Origin of the sequence: Sphingomonas sp., from assembly GCA_019635535.1 — a bacterium.
Lineage (GTDB): Bacteria > Pseudomonadota > Alphaproteobacteria > Sphingomonadales > Sphingomonadaceae > Allosphingosinicella.
Window position 1 is genome coordinate 1,394,905 of record JAHBZH010000001.1, and the last position, 23,145, is coordinate 1,418,049.

Here is a 23,145-nt window from a genome sequence, read left to right on the forward strand (position 1 = left end):
CCAGGCCCGCATCCGGCGTTCGCAGCGGATGTCCGCGCGAGAGCCCGGCGGCGCGCGGAAGTTGACTAAGTTGATGCTACGTGGGGGAGGGGCCTCTCCTCCCCAAGGGCATTCACGAACGGAAAAGGGGAGCTCACGGATCAAAGAGCCGGCGAAGCGGAGCCGATGCTCCGAGTCGCGGGCGACCCTGACAGAAGAAATCCTACATTTCCAGCCGCCGGGGCTCAGCGTTCCCGGTCGCCGAAGCCCTCGCGGAGCTGGCGCTCATAGGCCTTGCGGAACTCCTTCGAGAAGACCTCCATGAAGGCTTCGTCGGATTCGTTCTTCACCTTCACATATTCCTTCTCGTAGTTCCGCCACAAGGCGGCGTCCTGCAATGAAGGCATGATGCGGGCGAGCACGCCGGCCTTAGCGGCGCGGCGGCGGATCGATCCGGGCGAGAAGCGTTCGAGCGTCGCCCGCAGCGCGCCGGGAATGGCCGACAGGGTCGCCACCTGATGCGACTGCAGGTCGAGATAGGCATCCTCGACCGCCTTGTCGGCGTCCATGAAGCCGCTTTCGGGCGGATTGAGGAGCTGGGCCAGGGCCTGCTCGGGCGAACGCGCGAATTTGAGCGGATTGTTGCCGTCGAGCTGGAGCGCGGTTGCCTCGGCCCCCATTTGCGCCTTGGCCCGGGCCCGCGCCTCGACCATCACGATCAGGCCGGAGACGAGCCGCCGCAGCAGCGAGCCGCCCTTGCGGATCAGCTCAGGCGAGCGCTGGACGTCGCGATCGCTCAGCGCGGTCGCGGCGACGAAGGCCTCGATCAGCCCGTCCGCCGTGTCGGTGTCGACGGCTTCAGCCGTCGCATCCGTCGTGCCGAAGCCGCCGCGCGCCCAGTCCACCTTGTTCATGTCGGCGAGCGAATCCCACATCACCGTCACATTCTCGGGTACCCGGTCTTCTTCTTCGGCCGGAACGGCGGCTTCGGCGGCAAGTGCCGCTTGTGCCGTTGATGCCGTTTCCGGCTCGGGCGCCGGGGGAGGTGGCGCCGGAGGCGGTGGCGGCGGTGGCGGCGGAGGAGGCGGAGGAGGAGGAAGTGGCTCCGGTTCCGGTGCCGCACCGGTCTCCTCGAACGAGGCAATTACCTCATAATGGCCGATGCGCAGCACATCTCCGGCGGCGATCGGATGTTCGCCGCTCATCCGCTCGCCGGCATCGTTCAAGAAGGTGCCGTTGGTGCTGATATCCTTGAGGACGAAGCCGTCTCCTTCGCGCCGAATCTCGCAATGGCGCGAGGAAATGACATTGTTCGAATCGGCCAAGTTCCAGTCGCAGTTGCGGGAGCGGCCGATCATGGCGAAATCGCCGTCCAGCGCGAAACGGGGTTCAATCCCCTCGCCGATCGCCTCGGCGTTACGGATGGTCAGGATCAGGGTCATGCGGCCGCTCGCAAACCTCGCGATTCTAATGACTTGGCCGACCCAGGGCGGAGCCGATGGCAACCCGGAGCCGGGGACGACGGGCCGCCCGGCCCGCTCCGCGCGGGAAACTAGCAGGGTCGTTCTGGTCAAACAATGTTCAGATATGGGGGTCTATTGGAGCGCGTATCGGTCGCGGGCGAGGCTTGCCTTGTTGGCCCGCACGACATGGAGTAATGAAGCCCCAATACCGAACGCACCCATCGGGGGGGTGTTGACTTCTTTCAGGAGGCAATATGCGTAAGATCGGTTTGACCCTTTTGGTCTCCGCCATGGCGGCTCTGCCGCATGCGGCGCTCGCCCAGGATGCGGCGACTGCCGACGATTATGTCTGCGCATTCACCGGCGAATGCGCCGATGAGCAGGCGGACGAAACGCCGCAGCCGACAGCGACCACGCCGGAAGGCGGCCGCGTCAGCGCATCGCGCGGCTTCTCGCTTTCGACCAGTTCGCCCAGTGCCGGCAACACCGCGCGCCGCCCGGCGCCGCGCGCGCGTCCTTCGGCGCAACAGGCCGCCCGCAACACCGCGCGCGCGCCCCGCGTCATCAGCCGCCAGCCCGGTCGGGTCGATCTCAGCCTGAGCTTCGGGCTGGGCTCCGCCGTGCTGTCGCCGGCCGCCCAGGCGCAGATCCGCGCGTTCGCCGAGGCGCTGCAGCGTCCTCAGCTCGCCACGATGCGGGTGGCGATCGAGGGGCATACCGACAGCTCGGGCAGCCGCGCGACCAATGTCAGCCTGTCGCAACGTCGCGCCCAGGCGGTCGCCGACTATCTCGTTGCGCAGGGCGTGGCGCGCAGCCGGCTCGATGTGCGCGGCTATGGCTATGACCGGCCGCTGCAGGGAACGCGCGCGTCCGATCCGGACAATCGCCGCGTGGAGGCGGTCAGGGTTTCCTGACCGCGTTCAACTGGCGATCAGGCGGCCGCGCTTCCTGACGGAGGCGCGGTCGTTCCCTTATGAGGGGTTGGGCACGCCGAGTTCGGTGCCGGCGGTGCGCAGCCGCTGCTGGGCCGCGGCGTCGCCCTGGAAGGCGGCAAGACCTGATTGCAGCGCCGCGCGCGCGGCATCCCGGTCATTCAGCACCATCCGCGAGCGCATCAGCATGATCCAGCCATCGGCATCGCGCGGATTCTGGCGTAGTCGCGCTTCCAGGCGGCTCACCATGTCCTGCGCCATTTCGCCCTGCTGGGTCGGCGTAAGCGCACGGGCGGCCTCCATGTCCTGACGCGTCGGGCCCGGAATGGCAGCGGTCGCGGTGGACTGTACCGGCTGGCGCGGCGCGGGCAGGCGGCCTTCGATGTCGATATTGTTGGCGACGGCGATACCGGTCACCGCCTGACGCACCTGCGATTCCCAGATCGCGCCTTCAGGCGCGTCGTTGAGCAGGGCGATCAGATCGTCCACCGCGCCGCGATGGTCGCCGCGGACATCGCGGATCGTCGCCAGATAGTAGCGCGCCTGAGCATTGCCCGGCTGCAGCTCCAGCACCCGACGCAGCAATTGTTCCGCTTCAGGCGGCGGCGAATTGCCGCCGCGCAGCAGCAGCGCTTCGGCGAGATAGGCGCGATAGTCCGCATCCTGCGGCGACAATTCCATAGCCCGGCGGAAGGCCTGCTCGGCGGCGGCGTGATTCCCGCTCTCGCGGCTGGCCAAGCCGAGCAGGAACCAGTCGCGGTGATTGTCCGGATCCTGGCGCACGCGCTCCTGCAGGGCGGCGATCATGTCCTCGATCGATTCCGCTTCGCTTCCGGCGGCCACCGCGGCGGCGTTGACCTCGGGCGGGCCGGCATCGCCGTCGCCGCCCGCCAGCAGACGGTAGCCGAGCGCGCCTACGACCAGGATCGCGGCGCCGCCGAGTGCGAGGCTGGCGGCGGAAAAGCGCCGCGCGGGAGAGGGTTGTGCGGTCATTTGGCCAGCGATCATTACGGCAAAAAAGCCAACGTCAAGTCTGGCGTCTCCTAAAGAAGCTGCTAGACTGAAACAGGCTGCCGGTTCCGCGCGTCTCGAGTGTCGTTTTCGGCTCGGGGACCGGCCGAGTGGGGGAGCGACGGAGCAAGTGGCGTCGGCGTTCAAGATTGCCATTGTCGGATCGGGCCCCGCGGGCATGAGCGCGGCGGGCCGCGCGGCGGCGCTCGGGCTCAGTCACGTTCTCCTCGAAAAGACGGATCACCTCTCCGATACGATCTACAAGTATCAGAAAGGCAAGCATGTCATGGCGACGCCGAGTCAGCTCGTGCTGCGCTCGGACATGAATTTCGATGCCGGCAAGCGCGAAAAAATCCTCGGCATCTGGGACGACGAGGTGGCCGCCCAGAAGGTCAATGTGAAGCACAATGCCGAGGTGAAGAAGATCACCGGGCAGAAGGGCGACTTCACACTGGCTCTCACCAATGGCGAGGAAATCAAGGCCGAATATGTGATTCTGGGCGTCGGCACGCAGGGCAATCCGAACAGGATGCGCTGCGAGGGCGGCGACCTGCCGCACATTCAGTACACGCTCGACGATCCCGGCGAATATGTCGATGAACATATCACCGTCATCGGCTCGGGCGACGCGGGCATCGAGAATGCCGTGGGCCTTGCCGCCGATCCGGAGCAGAACAACACTGTCACCATCCTTAATCGCAGCCCGGAATTTTCCCGCGCGAAGCAGGGCAATATCGATCTGATCCTGGAGGCCGGGCGTACCGGCCGCGTCAACGTGATGTGCGAGACGACGCCGTTGAAGGTGGCGCCGGGCTGGCTGTTCCTCGAAACCCGCGACGGCGAGCAGAAGATCAAGTGTGATCGCATTATCGCGCGCATGGGAACGTCGCCGCCGCGCAAGTTCGTCGAAGATTGCGGCATCGCCTTCACCAGCGACGACAAGGACGCCTATCCGGGTCTGTCGCCGCAATTCGAGACGAATGTCGAGGGCATTTATGTGATCGGCGCCCTAGCCGGCTATCCGCTGATCAAGCATTGCATGAACCAGGGCTATGACGTCATCGAGTTCATCAACGGCAATGCCGATCTGAAGCCGGCGGACGAGCCGATCCTGGAACAGAAGTTCGCCGCGCTGCCGGGCGCGCGCAGCGTCACCGAATGGCTGGCCTTCCTGCGCCGCCGGGTAACGATTCTCAACGATCTGTCGATGCTGCAGATGCGCGAGTTCCTGCTCGATTCCGAGCCGCGTGCCTATCGGGCCGGCGACGTCGTTTTCCAGCGCAATGAGCCGGGCGCGTCGCTGTTCGCCATCGCCGACGGTTCGCTGCTGGTCGAGATCGATCCCAACGATCCGTCGAAGACGGTGCCGATCGAGCGTGGCTCGATTGTCGGCGAGGTCGGCCTGATCTCCGGCCGCAAGCGCGGCGCGACGGTGCGCACCGCCGAGGGTGCGATCGTCGTCGAGATTCCGCGCACCGCCGCGCTGAAGCTGATCGCCACCAACAATGCCGCGAAGAAGGAGATCACCCGGATCGCGACCGAGCGGCAGCTTCTTCAGATGTTCGGCGGCACTACGCCCGACGATCTCAAGGAGGTGTTGGAGACGGCCGAGATCAAGTCGATCAGGGCCGGTCAGACGATCATCGACGAAGGCGACGAAAGCTACGACATCTTCGTCATCCGCCAGGGCTCGATGGTGGTCGAGAAGGCGATCGGTGGCAAGCCGGTCTTCCTCTCCTATCTGCCGGCCGGCTCCTATGTCGGCGAGATGGCGCTGATCGACGGCGGCCGGCGCACCGCGACAGTCCGCGCCGCGATCAAGTCCGAGGTGATCAAGCTGGACGGCGAAGCATTCCGCCGCCTGCTGGAGCGCAAGCCCGAGCTCAGAGCGCGCTTCAAGGAGGACATGGCGGCGCGCCAGCAGACGACCGGCTTCATCGAGGCACGCAAGCAGAGCTTCGGCGGCGTCGTCGACATGTATTCGGAGGTTGCCGGTTTCCTGGTCGAGAACGGCATCGGCGAGGCGACCGATGTGCTGCTGATCGACGAGAAATTGTGCATCGGTTGCGACAATTGCGAGCGGGCCTGCGCCGACAGCCATGAGGGCCTGTCCCGCCTCAACCGCGAGGCGGGGCGAACCTACGCGCATCTCCACGTCCCGACCTCGTGCCGGCATTGCGAGCATCCGCACTGCATGGCCGATTGCCCGCCCAACGCGCTCAATCGCGGGCCGGACGGCGAGGTCTATATCAACGATACCTGCATCGGCTGCGGCAATTGCCAGCGCAACTGCCCCTATGGCGTGATCCGCATGGCGAAGCCGCCGCCGAAGAAGCCGAGCCTGCTTTCCTGGCTGTTCTTCGGCAAGGGGCCCGGGCCGGGCGAACCGGACAAGAAATGGACCGACGGCAAGGTCGGTTCGGAAACGCCCAAAAAGGCGATCAAATGTGATATGTGCTCCGGCATAGAGGGCGGACCGGCTTGCGTGCGGGCCTGCCCGACGGGGGCGGCGATCCGCGTATCGCCGGAAGAGTTTCTGACGGTGGCCAGGATGGGACAGGGGGGCTGACCAGTGGCGAGCAGGGGGTTGGACAGAGCGGAATTCGGGGATGCGGCGGCCCATGAAAGCTTCCTGAGATACAGGCGCTTTCGCTGGTTCAAGATCGGCGCGGTCCTCTCGCTGCTCACTATCATCGTCTATTTCCTGGTGGACGTGCAGCCGCGCCACAATGGCGGGAGCTGGCTGGGCTACACCCTGGGCACGATCGGCGCGCTGCTGATCTTCTGGCTGTCGATTCTCGGCATCCGCAAGCGGGCGATGACGCGCGGGCGCTGGTCGCTGAAGGCCTGGACGTCGGCCCACGTCTATCTCGGCCTGGCGCTCATCATCATCGGCACGCTCCACACCGGCTTCCAGTTCGGCTGGAACGTCCACACCCTTGCCTATGCGCTGATGATGCTGGTGATTATCTCCGGCATCTACGGCATCACCGTCTATGCGGTGCTGCCCCAGGGCCTGTCCGACAGCCGTTCGGAAATGACCGGGCCGCAGATGATCGAGGCAGTGAACAGCCTCGACAAGCAGATCCAGATCTCCGCACAGCCGCTCTCCGACGAGGACAGCGCGGTGGTGCTCGGCTCGCTCGGCGAGGACCCGTTCGGCGGCGGCGCCTGGCGGCGACTGTCCGGCAATTATCCCAAATGCGGCAACCGCGCCGCGCTCGCCTATATGCGCCAGCGGCTCGATGAGACATCGGGCAAGCAGCAGCTCGCGGTCGAGCAGGTCGTCCAGCTTTTGGAGAAGAAGGCGGCGGCCCTGGCCCGCCTGCGCGGCTATATTCAGCGGCGGGCCTTGCTTGAGGTGTGGTTGTTCGTCCACATTCCATTGACGTTCGTTCTGATCGCCGCGCTCGTCGCGCATATCATCAGCGTGTTTTTCTACTGGTAGGGGGAGAGTAGAAAAATGGCGTTCCTCCTGCGGAATATCAGCCTCAGCGCCGATGGGCGCGAGATCGTGCGCACCTCGCGGATTCGCGACGACCTCTTGAAGGTCGGCCGCGATCCCGATTGCGACATTCGCCTGAACGACCTGGCGGTCGCGCTGCACCACGCGACGCTGGAGCAGATTTCGTCGAGTGTGATCGGTGTGTCGGCGGAAGCCGGGCTCACGGTCGAGATCGACGGCAGCACGACCCAGTTCGGCCAGATCGACACCGTCACCGGCGGCACGATCAAGGTCGGCCCGTTCCTGCTGCGCGTGCTCGCGTCCGAAATGGGCTCGGACGACGTCGCGATCGACGTCGCGCGCGCCGATACCGAGGAGCAGGAGGACAAGTTCGACACCAGGCGCTTCGCGCTCGCCACGGTCATGCCGGGCAAGCGCGCCATCGCCTGGACGCTGGGCATCGTCGTGGTCGGCCTGTTCCTCGTCTGGCCGATCTGGTCCTTCTACGGGCAGCGCGATCGGGGCGACGTGCTCGCCCAGGGCTTCCATGCCGATCAGATGTGGAGCGCCGGCGCGCTGTCGCGCTCGCACGCGGCGCTGGAGCAGAATTGCGTCGCCTGTCACGCCGCGCCGTTCCAGCCGGTGCAGGACGCGTCCTGCGTCGCCTGCCACACGTCGGTCCACGACCATGCCGACGCCGCGCGGCTGCAGCAATCGCGCCCCGATCTCAACCTGTGGGGCCGCTTCCAGCTCGCCGCCGGCAACATGTTTGGCCACATTCCGGGCCGCTGCGTCGATTGCCATACCGAGCATGAAGGCCCGCAGGAGATGGTGCCGACGCCGCAGCAATTCTGCGCGGACTGCCACACCGACATCCAGGCGCGGCTGGCCGACGCGCCGTTCGGCTCGGCCGCGAATTTCGAGACGGACCATCCCGAGTTCCAGCCGACAGTGCTGATCCGCTGGGACGATCAGACCCCGCGCATGCAGCGCGTGGCGCTGGGCGCCGAGAATGCGCGCGAGGCGAGCAACCTCAAATTCCCGCACGCGCTCCACCTCGATCCCAATGGCGGGGTGGCGCAGATGGGCCGCCGGCTCGGCGCGCAATACGGCTTCGGCCAGAGCATGGAATGTTCCGACTGCCACGTGCCGACGCCGGACGGCGTGCGCTTCCAGCCGGTCGACATGGAAGGCGATTGCGGCATGTGCCACAGCCTCGCCTTCGAGCAGATCGGCGGCACGGTGCGCACGCTCCGTCACGGCGAGCCGAACCAGGTCGTCGCCGACATCCTCTCCTTCTACCGCACCGCGCCGCGCGAGCGGGTCGGGCTCGACACGCAGGGCCGGGCGCGGCCGGGCGACGCCAATCAGGTGCGCGCGGCCGTCCAGGCGGCACGGGCGCGCGCGGCCGGCGGCGGGCGCGCCGAACAGGCGGTGCGCCAGGTCTTCTCGCCCGGCGGCGCCTGCTTCGAATGTCACCAGGTGGACGCGCCGGCGGCGGGATCGCTAGCCTACAATGTCCGCCCGGTCGCCTTCCCGACGCGCTACATGCTGCACGGCTGGTTCGATCACCGGCCGCACCAGTTCACCCAGCGCCCCGGCGAACCGCGCCAGGAGGGCTCCGCCGCCTGCCTGAGCTGCCACCAGGCGCAGAATTCCAGCGAGGCGACGGACCTCATGCTGCCGGACCTGGCGAGCTGCCGGACCTGCCATGGCGGGGAGACGACCCGGCTGCCGGTCGCATCCAGCTGCGCCATGTGCCACGACTACCATTTCGACGACGGCGTGCCGGCGATGCTGCTGCGTCAGCAGGTGCGCGGGCGGCGCTGGCAGACGACGGAGATCCGGGTGGAGCCGGAACGGGCGCCGAGGCCGCGTGCGCGGTAAGGCAGAAGTGACCGAAACGGGGGCGGGAGCGGGCTGAGCGCATGCTGCTGGCGCAGATCACCGACCTTCATCTGGGCTTCGACGCCGACGATCCGGACGAGTTCAACCGCCAGCGCTTCGATCAGGCGCTGCGGGTGCTGATCGAGCTCAACCCGCTGCCGGACCTGCTCATCGTCACCGGCGACATCGCCGACGACGGCGACGATCGCGTGTCCTACGCCCGCTATCGCGAGGCGATCGCCGGCCTGCCCTTTCCGGTCTATTCGGCGATGGGCAATCACGACAGTCGCGACGCCTTCCTCGCCGCCTTTCCGGACGCGCCCCATGCCGGTGACGGCTTCATCCAATATGTCATCGAGGGCCATGACCTGCGGATCGTCGTGCTCGATACGCTGGAGCCGGGACGGCATGGCGGCGCCTTCTGCGCGGCGCGGGCGGCCTGGCTGCGCGCGCGACTGGCCGAGGCGCCGGATCGGCCGACCCTCATCGTGCTGCACCACCCGCCGATTGACACCGGCATCGGCTGGCTGACCGAGGACCCGGAATCCGCCTGGGCGAAGCGGGTGCTGGGCGCCGTCGAAGGCTTCGGCAATGTGGTCGGCTACATTTCCGGCCACGTCCACCGGGCGATCGTCGCGCAATGGGCGGGGCGGCCGCTGGTCGTCTGCCCCTCGACCGCGCCGCAGGTGGCGCTGGACCTGACGCCGATCGATCCCGAGCGGCCCGACGCGCGGCCGATGATCATCGCCGACCATCCTTATTACGCGCTCCACTGGTGGAACGGCGAAGCACTGGTGAGCCATATCGACACGGCCGAGGACCATGAGGTGCTGGCCCGTTATACGCCGGACCTGCAGCCGCTGGTCCGCCTCGTGACGGACGAGCAGAAGGACGCGTAGCGCGCCAAGGCCGGCGCGAAGCGGTCGGTCCCGCCGCTGTTTTATCGACAGGGCAGGGCGGCGAAAGTTCATACAGAGCATGAACGTGGAGCCTTACGAAGTTTACGCCCTTCCCAAGTGTTTTGGCGTTCTGTTCACCCCTATGCGCGATGGCGTGGCCGCGAGATTTCTTCGCGCGAGACGGGCGTTTCAAAGAGCCGGCGAGGCAGGCCGGAACCCCGGTTCGGGGCGAACGTGACAAAGCATTTCCTACATTGGAAGCGATGAGCGGCCGTTCCGCTATCGACCCGTTGCGGCCTTTCAGCCCCTCCATTTCAAGGCAGGGAGAATAGCGACCGTTTCACCACCCATAGCGGCCATTCCGCCGCGACCGCCGTCCCCGATCAGCGCGAAGCCACACGCGGGCGGGGGCCGACCCAGTCGTCCATCGAACCGCGGTCGTTGACGCGGTAGGGGAGGCCGCGGCGGTTGAGGAACAGCCGCTCCATCTCCTGCCGGTTGAACGGGCGGGAGCCGAGACGGCCGAACACCGCGATCTGGCCGCCCGTTTCGTCCACGCCGCGATCGCGATCGAGGCCCTTGGAGAGCGAGATGGCGGGCGAGGGCGTGCGCGCCCAGGCGATCAGCTCCGGCCGGGGAATGGGCGAGAAGCCATAGACCTGGTTCGAGGTGGCGAAGGAGGTGAGCTGGATCACCTTGAGCCCGTTCCGGCCGTCCGCGACATAGGCGTACAGGGCCGCATTGGTGCTGGCGACGACCACGTCCTCCACGTCCGTCATCTGCTGATCGAAGGTGACGAAGCTCGGCGCGCCGGGCGCTTCCGGATTGGTCACATCGACGATCGCCAGGCCCTGATGCTTGGCCGCGACATAGGCGTAGGTGCGGGCGAGATAGACGCGCTGGGCGTTGTCGAACCGCACGGTGGCCTGCGGCATCGCGACCGGATCGGCCATCCGCGTCACATCGAACAGCTTGAGGCCGTCCGCGTCGGTGACCCACAGATAGCGGAACTGCAGCGCGCTGGCGCGGCCGTCATTGAGCGGCAGCGTCGCGGTAAGGCGCGGCGCCAGCGGATTGTCGAGATCGACGACGACCAGGCCGGCATCGGCGATGACATAGGCATAATGGCCGGCCAGTGTGATGTGGCGCGCGCCGTTCAGCACGCCGTCCGGGTTCCAGGCGTTGCCGCCCGTTTCCAGCCGGGCGCGGCGCAGGAAGTTGTTGCGCGGCTCGCCGTCCGCCATCGTGTCGACATTGACGAGGATGAGGCCCTCCTCGGCGTCGGTGACGACCGCATAGCGGTAGATTTCGTGGAAGCGCTGCTCCTGATTCTCCTCGAGCAGGCTGATCGTCGTGCCGTCCGGCTGCTGGCGCTGGGTTTCGGCCATCATGTCGTTGCGGTCCGGCCGGATCGGCTGGTTGGTCGGCAGCGCCATGCAGGTCGCGTTGCGCGAGCGCACGCGGGTGTTGTGGCCGAGCGGCGAGAAGGGCGCGGTCACGATCCGCTCCGAGAAGCCCTTATTGCCGATCGAGGCGATATCATAGACCATGAAGCCGCCCCGGCCTTCGGCGACGAACATATATTCGCCGCGCATCTGCAGGCAGCGGGTCGGCCCGCGCGTGCCCTGGACGACATTGGCGAATTCCTCGAGCGCGCGGGATTCGCCGCTGAACCGCTCGTCGAAGGTCCGCCCGCGCACCCAGTTCCTGAGCTCGCGACCGTTCTGTTCGACATGCAGGCGCCAGTAATCGGGATAGGCGTAGCGATGCAGGTAGGAGCCGATCACCGCCTGCGGCTCGTCCCATTCGGTGACGCGGGTCGCCTGGAAGCCGTTCTCCAGGCCCGACCAGGCGTGCATGCCGACGAAGTTCACGAAATTGGTGCCGTGCAGCAGCAGCTGCGCCATGATCGCGTTGTTGTCGTTCGCGTCCGAAAGGTGGCAGTCGGTGCAGGCCTTGGTTTCCGTCCGGCGCACCGTGTGCGGGAAATGCGGCGCGAAGGCCTGCGACGAATAGCCGGAGGCCGAAATGGGCGGCTGCTGCACGTAGATGCGCTCGCGATTGACGTTGGTCGATGACAGGATCAGCGCCGAGGTCGACCGGATCGGGGCGATGATGTTGCCCTTGGTGGTCTGGTGCCGGCCCAACTGGAACATCTCGTCGCGCGCGACCTGCGGGTTGTAGGTCGCGAAATTGCGCGTCTCGTCGCCGTCATAATGGTGGATCGTGGTGCGGCTGTTCGCTTCGATCGGCAGGTGGCAGCCGGCGCAGCTCGTCGTCCAGGACAGGTGGCAGGTGAAGCAGGCCATCTCGTTGTCGGGATGGGCCAGCTCCCCGTCCGGCACGCCCTGGCCGAACAGGTAGCGGCCGGTCTCGGCGCCGGTGCGCGACAGCAGCTTGGCGCGGGCGGAAAGCTGGTTGAAGCAGGGACCCGGAGTCGGCTGATCGCCGCGCGCCTCGCAGGGGGGCAGGCTGGGATCGGCGCTGTCGCGGACCTGGCTGACCTCCCATTCGAGGCTGGGATCGACGATCGAGCGCTGGATCAGCACCCGGCGGCCGTCGCGCTCCACCCATTCGAAGCGGCGGCGGCCGTCCTCGTTACGGATCAAGGCGAGATTGGTGCCATAGGGCGGCGCGGCCGGGCCGGAGGTGAGCAACGTGGCGAATTCGCGCGCCGTGCCGTGACAGTCCTTGCAGCCGATCTCGATCGCGTTGGCGACCTCGCCATAGAGGAAGCCGTTGCCATGCGAATCGCGGGCGAAATGGCAATCGGCGCATTGCAGGCCGCGCTCGGCATGGATGTCCATCAGGTGGACCGAGCGGCCCGGATTGACGCCGACCGGCACGAACAAGCCCTCGCCCTCGCGCCGGAACATGTCCGGATCGTCGGCGGGGATGATGTTGCCATCGGCATCGACCGGATTGCCCTGGCGGTCGCGGCGCAGGATGGCGCGGAAGTTCCAGCCATGGCCGTGATAGTCGGCGAACTGGGTCTGGCGGGCGAGCGGGTTCACCCGATCATAGACTTCGCGCAGGAATTCGGGATCGGACCACAGGCCGCGCACCGCGGCGCCTTCGGGATTGCGATCGAGCACCCGGCGCAGCTCGGCCTCGGTCGGATAGGCCTGGTTGCGGAACCGCCGCTCCTCGTCGGCATTGCGGGCGGGCAGGCGGTTCTCCGGCCCCGGCCACATCAGGTCCGCGTCGGATTCGTAGTCCCACATCGTGTAGCCGAGATAGGAGTTCAGGAAGATGTTCGGCTGGTGCATGTGGCAGTTCATGCACTGGGCGGTCGGGATCGCCCGGGTAAAGACGTGGCGGATCGGGTGGCCGCGCTCGCGCACCGCCGCATGATTGCCGTCCGCCGGCGCGTGCGCGCCCGGCACGGTCTGGCGCGCCTCTTCGGCGGTGTCGGCGCCGCCGACCGGCTCCGCGCCCTCCTCGGCATGCGCTTCGTCGCCATGGGAATCGCCGCCATGGCCGCGGTCCTGGGTCAGCCGGCTGATCACCGGATCGACCGTCGCCGTCTGGCCGTCGCGGCCATATTGGGCATAGGTCAGGCTGTGCCGCGGCTCGCGATCATTCGCATAGACGACGTGGCAGCCCGCGCAGCCCGAATGGCGATAGTCGCCGGGCTGGTCGTTCGTGCCCATGAACCACATGAACGGATCGTTGAGGCGCGTCTTGTGGATGTTGAGCACCGGGATCGACACGCGCAGGCCGGTGGCGGGGCCACGGTTCGACTGGCGCAGGTCCGGACGGCCCGGCTCCTCGAGGCGCTGGATGATGCCGGTCGGGTTGGGCAGGCCCACTTCCGCGAACTGGCTGTTGATGTTGCGCCCGCCACGCTCGAACACGCGGAAGATGTCGCCCGGCGGCACGACATGCCAGGTCGGCAGCGGGTACATTTCCGCGATGATGCCGCGCGCCCGCTGCTCTGCGGTCAGCTCACCCGAGATCGGCGACTGGATGCGCGCGGGCAGGCCGTCGCGGGTATAGGCCTCGCCCAGCAGGTAGTTCTTGAAGGGCAGGATGCCGTTATTGTAGGAGCCGCCGCCCCACAGCATCGCGCCGGTCGCCATCAGCGAACGCTCGGCGGCCTCGATCACCTCCATGTGGCAGGCGCCGCAGGAATCGCGCACCGCGCGATAATCGGACGGATTGATGAAGCGCACATATTCCGGCGCCTCGATGTTCAGCAGGGTGTAGGTACGCTGCGGATTGGCCGAGGAGGGCCAGTGCCAGGCCGCCGGGAAGCGCGGCAGGACGTGCGCCGCGTCGCGCGCGGCGACATAGGCCGGATCGGCATGCGAATCCGGCGTCGATCCGGCCGGTGCCGTGACCGTCGGATTGCCGCCATGACAATCGACGCAGCCGAGCACGACGGCCGGCGAGCGGTGCATCGTGTGCGCGTCGCTGTCGGTATGGCAGGACTGGCAGCCGGCGCTCTTCGCCCGCGCCTCGTCCCAGTCCTGGGTGCGCGGCGCCGGCGAGGCGCGCACCAGGCTGTAATCGCGCACCACCGGCTTTTCCTTCGCCGCCGCGCCGAGCTGCGACGCGCCGAACATCGCCGACGCTGCCAGCGCCGCTCCGATCAGCGTGAATTTCGCAAGCTGGCCGACGCGCATGCCCCCCACCTCAGTACGTCAGGATCGCATTGAACAGGATCGAATAGTAACGATCGTCCCGGGGGACGTTCGTGAACAGATCGCGGAAGCCCGTGCCCGGCTGCAGCACCGCGCCGGAGACGCGGAAGACCACGTTCTGAATCATCGTCGGCCGCCAGATCACCGCGGCGGACAGATCCCAGCCGAGATCGCGGCGGATGGTCTGCTGCTGACGCAGCACGTTGAGCGCGCCGGTCCGGTGGAACCACAGATGATTGGCGTTGGCGGAAAGGCGCAACGCCGGCGTGAGATCGAAATCGGCGCCGACGCCGAGCAGCATAGTGCCCGGATTGACGAAGTTCGACTGGCCCTGCTCCTTCGATGAGCGCAGGCTGTTCAGGATGCCGTTGCGGCCGTTCAGCGAGACGGCGCGGGCGCCGCCAGCGAAGGGGATGGTCTGGCGGATCCAGTAGCTGGTGTCGGCGCCGGCGAAGATCGGATTTTCGAAGATCGCGTCGAAGCCGCGCTGGACGTTGTCGAACGGATCGTCGTCGCCGCTGGCGAACAAGGCCGCGCCGCGCAGGCGTACCCAGTTGAAATCGTAGGACGGCTCGGCCGCGGCGAAGAAGGCGCGGATGTCGGCCGGCTCGCCAGTGAAAATGTTGTTCCGGTCCGTGCCGAACAGGGCATAGGCCGACGCGCTCAGGTTCATCCGGCCGATGCGGCCATCGACATTGTAGCCGAAATAGAAGGCGTCGTAATTGCGCGCCTGGAGATTGCCGATCAGCGCGGGGCGGACCGGGAAACCATTGTCGTCGACCTCGATATCGTCGCGCTCGCGATTGATGTTCCAGGTGACGCTCGCCTCGCTGGTCAGGCCGACGAACGGGAAATCCTGGCGATAGACGTTGGCGTGCAGCACCCAGTCCTGACGCGGCGTCTGGAACAAGTTGTTGAGACCGGAATTGGTGTCCTTCTCCAGCCGCCAGATCGCCGCCAGATTGAACTGCCAGCGATTGTTGTCGCGATTGCCGAACAGGCGGAAGCCGAGCTGCTGATCCTGGAACAGGAAGCCGCGGAAATCGAGGTTGAACGGCTGGATGCCGACGCGGATCGACCAGAAATCGTAGCGATAGGAGGTGTTGATGACGTGATAGTCGAGAAACGCCTCCTGCACGCCCAGCGCGTAATCGAAACGGTTCGAGCCCACCGACGGGCGCACGTCGAGTACGCGCCGCTCCGGCACGTCGACATAATTGGCCTGCGCCGCCAGCGTGATGCGCCATTCGACGTCGGGCGGCTTGTAGGCGGTCGAGCCCTTGATGAGGGCGGCGCTGAAGATGAAGGTCTGGGCCAGCACCAGGCTGTTGTTCCGGCCGAACACGTCGTTGCTGTCGGGCCGCTGCGTGTTCTGCTCGCCGCCCGGGATCGGGAAGGAGCGCGGCTCGATCACCGTGTCGGAGATCGCGCTACCGACGAAGAACCAGTCGGGCCCGGTGAGGCCCAGGATGCGCGGCGTGGCGCAGCGCGGGATGCCGGCGGCGCGGCGGCGCTCCTGCTCCTCGTCGGTCGGGATGCAGAGCGGCCGGTCGCCCTTCAGCGTGTTCTGGTTGTAGGGATCCCACCAGCGTTCGCGCACGATGCCGAGCGACTGGATCAGCCGCCAGCGATCCGGGATCGCGATATGGTCGGTCGGAAAGGCCTCGGGCGGCGGCGAACGGACCGCGCCCGGATTGAACTGGTCGATCGGGTCCGGAAGCGGGCGGACGATGTCCGGGCGGCGGCGCCCGTCGATCAGGGTCTCCTCGACCGGCGTCGGCGGCGGCTCGCTCCGCTCGTTGGGGGGCGCGGCGCGTTCGGCTTCGCTCTCCTCGGCCGGGGCCGGATCGGGCGGCACGTCCTGCAGCACCGCGGCGAGCCAGGCCATGGTCAGCGCGCTGGTGCCCGACTGCGCGACCGCGACGGACGGGATGGCGGCCGCCGGCGTCGCCACGACCGGCGCGGCGAGCCCGGCGGGCGCCACGGTCGTCGCGAGCGACAGGAAGGCAGCGCCGAGCGTCATTTGTTCTGGCACACATTCTGCTCGTTCGAGCCGACGAACGGCGCGAACGGGCAGCGCACGTAGCGCAGGTTGGACGAACCGCTCGGCAAGGGCACGTCGATGCGGTCCGAGCGAATCGCGTTGGGCGCATTGCCGATCGCGCCACCGAGGCGGATGCCGGCATTGTGCAGGCCAAGAAAGGCGATCATGTCGCTCTGGTCGTTGCCGTCGCCCGATGCCGCGATCGCGCCGACCAGCACGCCGTTGCGGTAGATCGGCACGCCGCCGGCGAACAGGGTGAGGCCGTTGTTGATCCGGTTGAAGCCCGGGCGGATTTCCGGCGAACGCGTGCAGCTTTGCGGCACGTCGGTCGCGTTGACGCCGAGGATAAACAGGATGTGGTCGATGATGTCCTGCTCGATCAGGCGCGACTGCAGGCCGGTGTCGAAGATGCTGAACCGCTCGATCGGCACGGAGAGCGGGCCCGGCGGCCGGCCGAGCTCGCCGTCCGGGAACCAGGGCCGGGAGATGTTGCCGATCGCGCGCAGCGAGAAGGCGGTGCCGCCGGTCAGCGCATTCGGATCGCCGAGGAAGGTGCGGACCGCGGCGACATAGGCGTTCACCTGCGGATCGGGGTGGGCGAGCAGATAGGCGGCGGCGGTGGGGCTGGAAAAGAAGACGGTGGTGCGCGCCTTTTGCGGCACGGCGTCGATCGCGTCGGGCAGCGCGTCCGGACCCCGCACCAGCCCGAGAATCTCGCCATTGGTATCGACCACGACGACGGTGTTCTGCGCGCGCGCCTCGGCCTCGCCCGGCGCTTCGATCCTGAGCTGGGCGCGAGCGGCGCGCTGGACCAGGAAGGCTTCCTCGAGCAGGGCGCGCACCTCGGCCTGGGTCAGCGCGCCTGCGCCGTCCGTGCCCGCGCGCGGCGGGAAGCGGTTGTTGCCGGCGCCGTCGCTGACGATCCAGGCCTCGGGCGTGCTGAACTCCGCCGCCGTGGCGGGGCGGACGCCCGATTCCTCGGAGCCGTAGATCGTGCCCGGCAGGATGCCGCCGGCCGCGTCATAATAGCCGCGTACCGACACCAGATTGCCCACCGTGCCGTTGATCGAGGCGAAACTCGGCGTCGTGCCGGCGCGGAAATCGGCGGTCGTCGCATCGGAGTAGCGCAGCAGGAAACCGTCCACCGTGACCCGATTCGCGCGGATCGAAGGATCGGGCTCGAAGCCGCGCGTGGCGGAGAGGGCGATGACCTCCTCCACATTACGGTCGTTGTCGCGATATTCGGTGTCGAAGCCATAGACCCCGTCGCCGACCACCGCGACCGCGCCGACCACCGCGCCGTTCTTGTAGAGCGGGAAGGAGCCGGGATCGGCGCCGGCGCCGAGCGGGCCGCGATGCGTGCCGGCCCGATTCGGGAAGCGGGAGGAGACGTCGGAGCAGGGCAGCTGGCTGAACTGGACCGAGAAGAGCGGGCCGCTTTCCAGCCCCTGCGTCGCGGCGGACGGCGGCAGCGTCTCCTGGACGATGTCGTTGGCGGTGCGGGTCGAGAAGGCGGCGCCGACCGACGAGAAATAGGAGGAGGTAAGCGCCTTCGAGATGCCACCGGCGAGCGCGGCGGGGGCGGGCAGGTTCAGCCCCTGCAAGGTGCCGTTCTGCCCGTTCGGCGCCTGCGGCGTGCGCAAGGTGAGATCGGCGCCGTTCATCGCGAAGACCGCGAGCACATTGCCGACCCGGTCAATCACGACGAAGCCGGACGGCTGGCCTTGCGCCTGCGCCTCGGCGACGCCCTGCGAGATGATCCTCTGGATGTCCGCGACGGTCAGTCCGACCAGCGCCGGCGTCTGGAAGACCGGCTGGCCGGGATTGGGCGGCGGATTCTGTGTCGGCGGTTCGGGCCCCGTCGATCCGCCGCCGCCGCCTCCACAGGAAGCGACGATCAGGGCGGCGATGGCGACAACGGATACGCTGCTACGCTTCACCTCAATCTCCGGATGGCCGCCGCGGCGCGGCCCAGGCTGACGCGGAATTCCCCCGGACTATATGCATTGGGATCGCGCACCGCGCGATAGGCGCCGTTGATGTCGACCCGGATCGAATTGGCGGTCCGCTCCGGCACTTCGCCGCTGCTGACCAGCGAGGACAGCAGGGTGTCCGTCGCCATCACCGCCTGGACGCTGCCGGCATAATCGGTGAAGCGCGGGCTGATCGCCTCGCTGGTGATCGCATCGATGATCGCGAAGGTCGTGGCGCGGCCCATATTGGCGGTCGAGAAGGCCTGCGACAGCGCCCGCGCGCTTTCGCGCAGGCGGCCGGCGGCGGCGACCGCCGTGTTGCGGTCGCGCGCGATCGCCTGATGGAAGGCGCGGCTGTCGGTATCGAAGCGTTGGGCGAGCTGCGGCGCGATCACCCGCGCAGCGGCCGAGAGCATGATCATGTTCTCGTCATTATAGGGAGGCATGCCCGACGGGATCGGGCGGCCCGGATTGGCGACCGCGCTGGGCCGGTAGTTCACGTCGTCCGTGATCTGCCGGTGGCAGGAGTGGCAATCGAAGAAGAAGAATTCGGGCCACGCGCCATCCGTGCCGCGCCCGGCGCTCGCATAGAGCGAGAGCGAGCGTTCCAGCGCCATCGCCTGGCCGACCGCCCAGGTCCTGAGCGCTTCGGAACGGCCCTTACGCTGGCGGTAATCCTCATCCTCCTGGTGATGCGCCTGCAGCGTCGTGAACAGGTCCAGCTCGAACGAGATGCGCGGATGGCCGGCGGCCATGATCCGGTGCGTGACGAACTGACCCTCCTGTGCGCTGCCGAAGTGGCAATCGAGGCAGACGGCGGCGCGCGCGCGCGGATTTTGCAGCGGGATCAGGCCGCGCGACACGTTGTTCGCGTTCGTCGCACCCACCGCATAATGGCTGGACAGATAGCCGGAAGCGGCGCCGTGGCAGGATTCGCAGCCGACACCGTCGGAAAGCTGGAAGCGCGGACCGCGCTGCCCGGCCGGCGCGGGCGTGGCGTGACAACCCAGGCACATCGGCGCGCTCGTCGCCTCGCCGATGCCGAGGCGCTGCGCGATCACCTGGCTGCGCGGGTCGCGCAGCACCGCATAGGCCCGGCTGTGCGCGCCCGCGGCGCTCGCCGGATCCTGCCACAGCATGATTTCGTCCTGGCGCACCACAGCGCCATCCGCCTCGCTGCGGCCATGGCAGGTCGAGCCGCCGCAGGTGGCGACGCCGACGAAGCTCGCGCCGGCGGCCTGCGGCCCCTGCGCGATCGCTTGTGCTCCGTCCGGCTTGAACAGCAAAAGCGAGAGCGCGGCGCATAAGCCCGCCACGCCCAGCCCGACGGCGATCTTCCGGCTGCCCCCCATCTGCCCTCCCTGCCGCCCAGCTGCACTGGGGCGGTCAAAGAACGTCCGACCCGAACTATGGACCGAAACGCCTCCGCCATGCAACCACAAAGCCTGCCCCGATCGCCTGTGGGCAGTCGAAGGGGTCGCCCGCAAGCGGTTGATGACAGCCGAAACAATCCCCGGTACAGCTTGGGCTCGCGCGGGGGGCGCGCCGCCGGGTCCGGCGACCGGCGCCTTCCGCCGGCATCAGCTCAACCGATCGGAGCCGGCGACATGACGAAAGCCTCGGACCTTTTCATCCAGTGCCTCGAGGAAGAAGGGGTCGAATATATATTCGGCGTGCCCGGCGAGGAGAATCTGGACATGCTGGATTCGCTCTCCCGATCGAAGCAGATCAAGCTGATCCTCACCCGCCACGAACAGGGCGCCGGCTTCATGGCCGCGACCTATGGCCGCCATACCGGCAAGACCGGCGTGTGCCTGGCGACTCTGGGGCCGGGCGCCACGAACTTCGTCACCGCCGCCGCCTATGCGCAGCTTGGCGGCATGCCGATCCTGATGGTGACCGGCCAGAAGCCGATCAAGAAATCCAAGCAGGGCCGGTTCCAAATACTCGACGTCGTCGCGATGATGGGGCCGATCACCAAATATACCCACCAGCTCGCCTCGGCCGACAATATTCCGAGCCGCATCCGCGAGGCTTTCCGCCTCGCCGAGGAGGAGAAGCCGGGGGCGACGCACCTGGAATTCCCGGAGGACGTGGCCGACGAGCAAACCGATTCGACGCCGATCAAGCCGAGCCTGGCGCGCCGTCCCTCGGCCGAGCCCAAGGCGGTGCGCGCGGCGGTGAAGAAGCTGGAGGAGGCGAAGGCGCCAGTGCTGGTGGTCGGCGCGGGCGCGAACCGCAAGATGACCGGGCGGATGCTGCTCCAGTTCATCGAGAAGACCGGCATTCCCTTCCTCACCACCCAGTTGGGCAAGGGGGTGATCGACGAGGCGCATCCCAAGTTCCTGGGCTGCGCGGCCCTGTCGTCGGGCGACTTCGTCCACAAGGCCATCGAGGCGGCGGACCTGATCGTCAATATCGGCCACGATGTGATCGAGAAGCCGCCCTTCTTCATGAAGAATGGCGGCACCGAGGTGATCCACATCTCGACCCGCTCGGCCGAGGTCGATCCGGTCTATTTCCCGCAGATCGAGGTGATCGGCGACATCGCCAACGCCATCTGGCAGATGAAGGAGGACATCGTCCCGTCCGGCCGCTGGAATTTCGACAAGATGCTGAAGGCGCGCGCGGCGGAAATCGCGCACACCGAAACGATGTGCGACGATCCGCGCTTCCCGATCTACCCGGCCTGCCTGGTGAAACGGGTGCGCGAGGCGATGCCTTCGGACGGCATCATCTGCCTAGACAACGGCGTCTACAAGATCTGGTTCGCGCGCAATTATGCGGCACGCCAGCCCAATACTGTGCTGCTCGACAACGCGCTGGCGACGATGGGGGCGGGCCTGCCCTCCGCCATGGCCTCGGCGATGGTCTATCCCGACCGCAAGGTGATGGCCATCTGCGGCGACGGCGGCTTCATGATGAACAGCCAGGAGATGGAGACCGCGGTCCGCCTCGGCCTCAATCTCACCGCGCTGATCCTCAACGATTCGTCCTACGGCATGATTCGCTGGAAGCAGGCCAATATGGGCTTCAAGGACTGGGGCCTGGAGTTCAACAATCCGGATTTCGTCAAATATGCCGAAAGCTACGGCGCCAACGGGCACCGGGTGGACAGCTCCGACGATCTGCCGCGGCTGCTCGCGCACACGCTCAACACGCCGGGCGTCCACCTGATCGACTGTCCGGTCGATTATTCCGATAACGACCGGATATTGAACAACGAGATCAAGGAGCTGAGCGCGAAACTCTAGCAATATCCCGCTCCTCCCTTTCAGGGGAGGAGATCAAGGGGTGGGTGCGATTGCCGCGAGGCAATCGCTGGCGAAGCCACCAAGACGGCCCCGTCAGCACGCTCGCTCCGCTCGCGACCCACCCCAACCCCTCCCTTGAAAGGGAGGGGCGAAGGAAAGAAGCCATGGTGAAGCTCAAGGACGTCTATCCGCTCTATCTCAACAACAAGGCGGAGCAGCCGAACGCCGATCTGGAGGTGACCGATAAGTTCACCGGCGAGGTCGCGTTCCGCTGCGCGCAGGCGGACGCGAAGACAATCGACGCGGGCATTGCCGGCGCGGTCGAGGCGGCGGAGCCGATGGCGCGGATGGCGAGCTACGAGCGCCAGGCCGTGCTCCAGCATTGCGTCGACCGCTTCAAGGAGCGGTTCGACGAGCTGGCCTATGCGCTGTGCGTCGAGGCGGGCAAGCCGATCAAGGATTCGGAAGGGGAGGTGAGCCGGCTCATCGACACCTTCCGCATCGCCGCCGAGGAGGCGGTGCGGATGACCGGCGAGGTCCAGCCGCTCGATATCTCGCCGCGCGCGAAGGGCTATCAGGGCATCTGGAAGCGGGTGCCGATCGGGCCTTGCTCGCTGATCTCGCCGTTCAACTTCCCGCTCAATCTCGCCGCGCACAAGATCGCGCCGGCGATCGCGGTCGGCTGTCCGTTCGTGATGAAGCCGGCGAGCCGCACGCCATTGGGCGCCATCATCATGGGCGAGGTGCTGGCCGAGACCGACCTGCCCCGGGGCGCCTTCTCGATCCTGCCCGCCCACCGCGAGGGCGCGGACCTGTTCACCGAGGACGAGCGATTGAAATTGCTCAGCTTTACCGGCTCGCCCGGCGTCGGCTGGGATTTGAAGGCCAAGGCCGGCAAGAAGAAGGTGGTGCTGGAGCTGGGCGGCAATGCGGCGGTGATCGTCGACAAGGATGCCGATCTGGCAGACGCGCTGGAGCGGGTGATCTTCGGCGCCTTCTACCAGTCCGGCCAGTCCTGCATCGGGGTACAGCGCATCCTGATCCACCGGCAAGTCTATGACGAATTCCGCGACATGCTGGTCGCCAAGACGAAGACATTGGTCGCCGGCGATCCCAAGGACCGCAACACCTTCATCGGACCGATGATCTCCGAGGGCGAGGCCAAGCGCCTCGATTCGTGGATTCAGGAGGCGGTGGGGAAGGGCGCCACCCTGCTCTGCGGCGGCAAGCGCGAGGGCGCGATGCTGGAGGCGACCCTGCTGGAGAATGTCGATCCGGCGACCAAGATCAATGTCGAGGAGGCGTTCGGCCCCGTCGCCTTCCTGATCAGATTCTCGTCCTTCGGCGAGGCGCTGGAGATCGTGAACGATTCGAAGTTCGGCCTCCAGGCCGGCATCTTCACCCGCGATCTCTTCCAGATGTTCGATGCCTGGGACCGGCTCGACGTCGGCGGAGTCGTCATCAACGACGTGCCTTCCTACCGCGTCGACAACATGCCCTATGGCGGCGTCAAGGATTCCGGCCTTGGCCGCGAAGGCGTGCGCTTCGCGATGGAGGACATGACCGAAATCCGCAACCTGGTGATCCGGCGGACCTAAACGGCTGGCGCCGG

At 67.2% G+C, this 23,145-nt stretch carries 13 protein-coding genes; 7 read left to right on the forward strand and 6 right to left on the reverse strand.

The genetic code is table 11. The features are described from left to right. Nucleotides 1-224 precede the first annotated feature (224 nt). Nucleotides 225-1,421 carry a type VI secretion system-associated FHA domain protein TagH gene (gene tagH / locus KF780_07195; protein ID MBX3561586.1) on the reverse strand — a complete coding sequence of 399 codons (1,197 nt, stop codon included), beginning with the start codon at nucleotides 1,419-1,421 and terminating at the stop codon, nucleotides 225-227. Nucleotides 1,422-1,696: 275 nt separating this feature from the next. Between tagH and KF780_07200 the strand changes: the two genes are divergently transcribed. Then, nucleotides 1,697-2,356: an OmpA family protein gene (locus tag KF780_07200; GenBank protein ID MBX3561587.1), complete on the forward strand. Its 660-nt coding sequence runs from the start codon at nucleotides 1,697-1,699 to the stop codon at nucleotides 2,354-2,356. 57 nt (nucleotides 2,357-2,413) lie between these two features. Here KF780_07200 and KF780_07205 read toward each other — a convergent pair whose 3' ends face one another. Further along, entirely contained in the window at nucleotides 2,414-3,367 is a 954-nt protein-coding gene (locus tag KF780_07205) for a tetratricopeptide repeat protein (protein MBX3561588.1), read from the reverse strand. Nucleotides 3,368-3,515: 148 nt separating this feature from the next. Here KF780_07205 and KF780_07210 point away from each other — a divergent pair, with 148 nt between their 5' ends. The 4 genes from KF780_07210 to KF780_07225 are packed head-to-tail and all read left to right on the forward strand — an operon-like array spanning nucleotide 3,516 to nucleotide 9,616. Beyond that, on the forward strand, nucleotides 3,516-5,954 hold the full coding sequence (locus KF780_07210; protein MBX3561589.1) for a cyclic nucleotide-binding domain-containing protein: 2,439 nt from the start codon (nucleotides 3,516-3,518) through the stop codon (nucleotides 5,952-5,954). A 3-nt stretch (nucleotides 5,955-5,957) separates the two neighbouring features. Then, nucleotides 5,958-6,833: a hypothetical protein gene (locus KF780_07215; protein MBX3561590.1), complete on the forward strand. Its 876-nt coding sequence runs from the start codon at nucleotides 5,958-5,960 to the stop codon at nucleotides 6,831-6,833. Nucleotides 6,834-6,848: 15 nt separating this feature from the next. Next, nucleotides 6,849-8,717: a cytochrome c3 family protein gene (locus KF780_07220; GenBank protein ID MBX3561591.1), complete on the forward strand. Its 1,869-nt coding sequence runs from the start codon at nucleotides 6,849-6,851 to the stop codon at nucleotides 8,715-8,717. 41 nt (nucleotides 8,718-8,758) lie between these two features. Further along, nucleotides 8,759-9,616, forward strand: a complete 858-nt coding sequence (locus tag KF780_07225) for a metallophosphoesterase (protein ID MBX3561592.1) — start codon at nucleotides 8,759-8,761, stop codon at nucleotides 9,614-9,616. A gap of 383 nt (nucleotides 9,617-9,999) precedes the next feature. Here the strand turns inward: KF780_07225 and KF780_07230 are convergent, their stop codons facing one another. From KF780_07230 to KF780_07245, 4 genes are read right to left on the reverse strand one after another with little or no spacing between them, the layout of a single operon-like run. Next, entirely contained in the window at nucleotides 10,000-14,244 is a 4,245-nt protein-coding gene (locus KF780_07230) for a hypothetical protein (GenBank protein MBX3561593.1), read from the reverse strand. 10 nt (nucleotides 14,245-14,254) lie between these two features. Continuing rightward, nucleotides 14,255-16,285: a hypothetical protein gene (locus KF780_07235; GenBank protein ID MBX3561594.1), complete on the reverse strand. Its 2,031-nt coding sequence runs from the start codon at nucleotides 16,283-16,285 to the stop codon at nucleotides 14,255-14,257. Beyond that, on the reverse strand, nucleotides 16,282-18,252 hold the full coding sequence (locus tag KF780_07240; protein ID MBX3561595.1) for a heme-binding protein: 1,971 nt from the start codon (nucleotides 18,250-18,252) through the stop codon (nucleotides 16,282-16,284). The genes KF780_07235 and KF780_07240 overlap by 4 nt, the downstream gene beginning before the upstream one ends. Beyond that, nucleotides 18,243-19,631: a hypothetical protein gene (locus KF780_07245; GenBank protein MBX3561596.1), complete on the reverse strand. Its 1,389-nt coding sequence runs from the start codon at nucleotides 19,629-19,631 to the stop codon at nucleotides 18,243-18,245. The genes KF780_07240 and KF780_07245 overlap by 10 nt, the downstream gene beginning before the upstream one ends. A 255-nt stretch (nucleotides 19,632-19,886) precedes the next feature. Here KF780_07245 and KF780_07250 point away from each other — a divergent pair, with 255 nt between their 5' ends. Both KF780_07250 and KF780_07255 read left to right on the forward strand, forming a co-directional pair. Beyond that, nucleotides 19,887-21,533: an acetolactate synthase large subunit gene (locus KF780_07250; protein MBX3561597.1), complete on the forward strand. Its 1,647-nt coding sequence runs from the start codon at nucleotides 19,887-19,889 to the stop codon at nucleotides 21,531-21,533. A gap of 164 nt (nucleotides 21,534-21,697) precedes the next feature. Further along, the gene (locus tag KF780_07255) at nucleotides 21,698-23,131 is read left to right on the forward strand and encodes an aldehyde dehydrogenase family protein (protein MBX3561598.1); all 1,434 of its coding nucleotides are present in this window, start codon (nucleotides 21,698-21,700) and stop codon (nucleotides 23,129-23,131) included. Nucleotides 23,132-23,145: the final 14 nt, after the last annotated feature.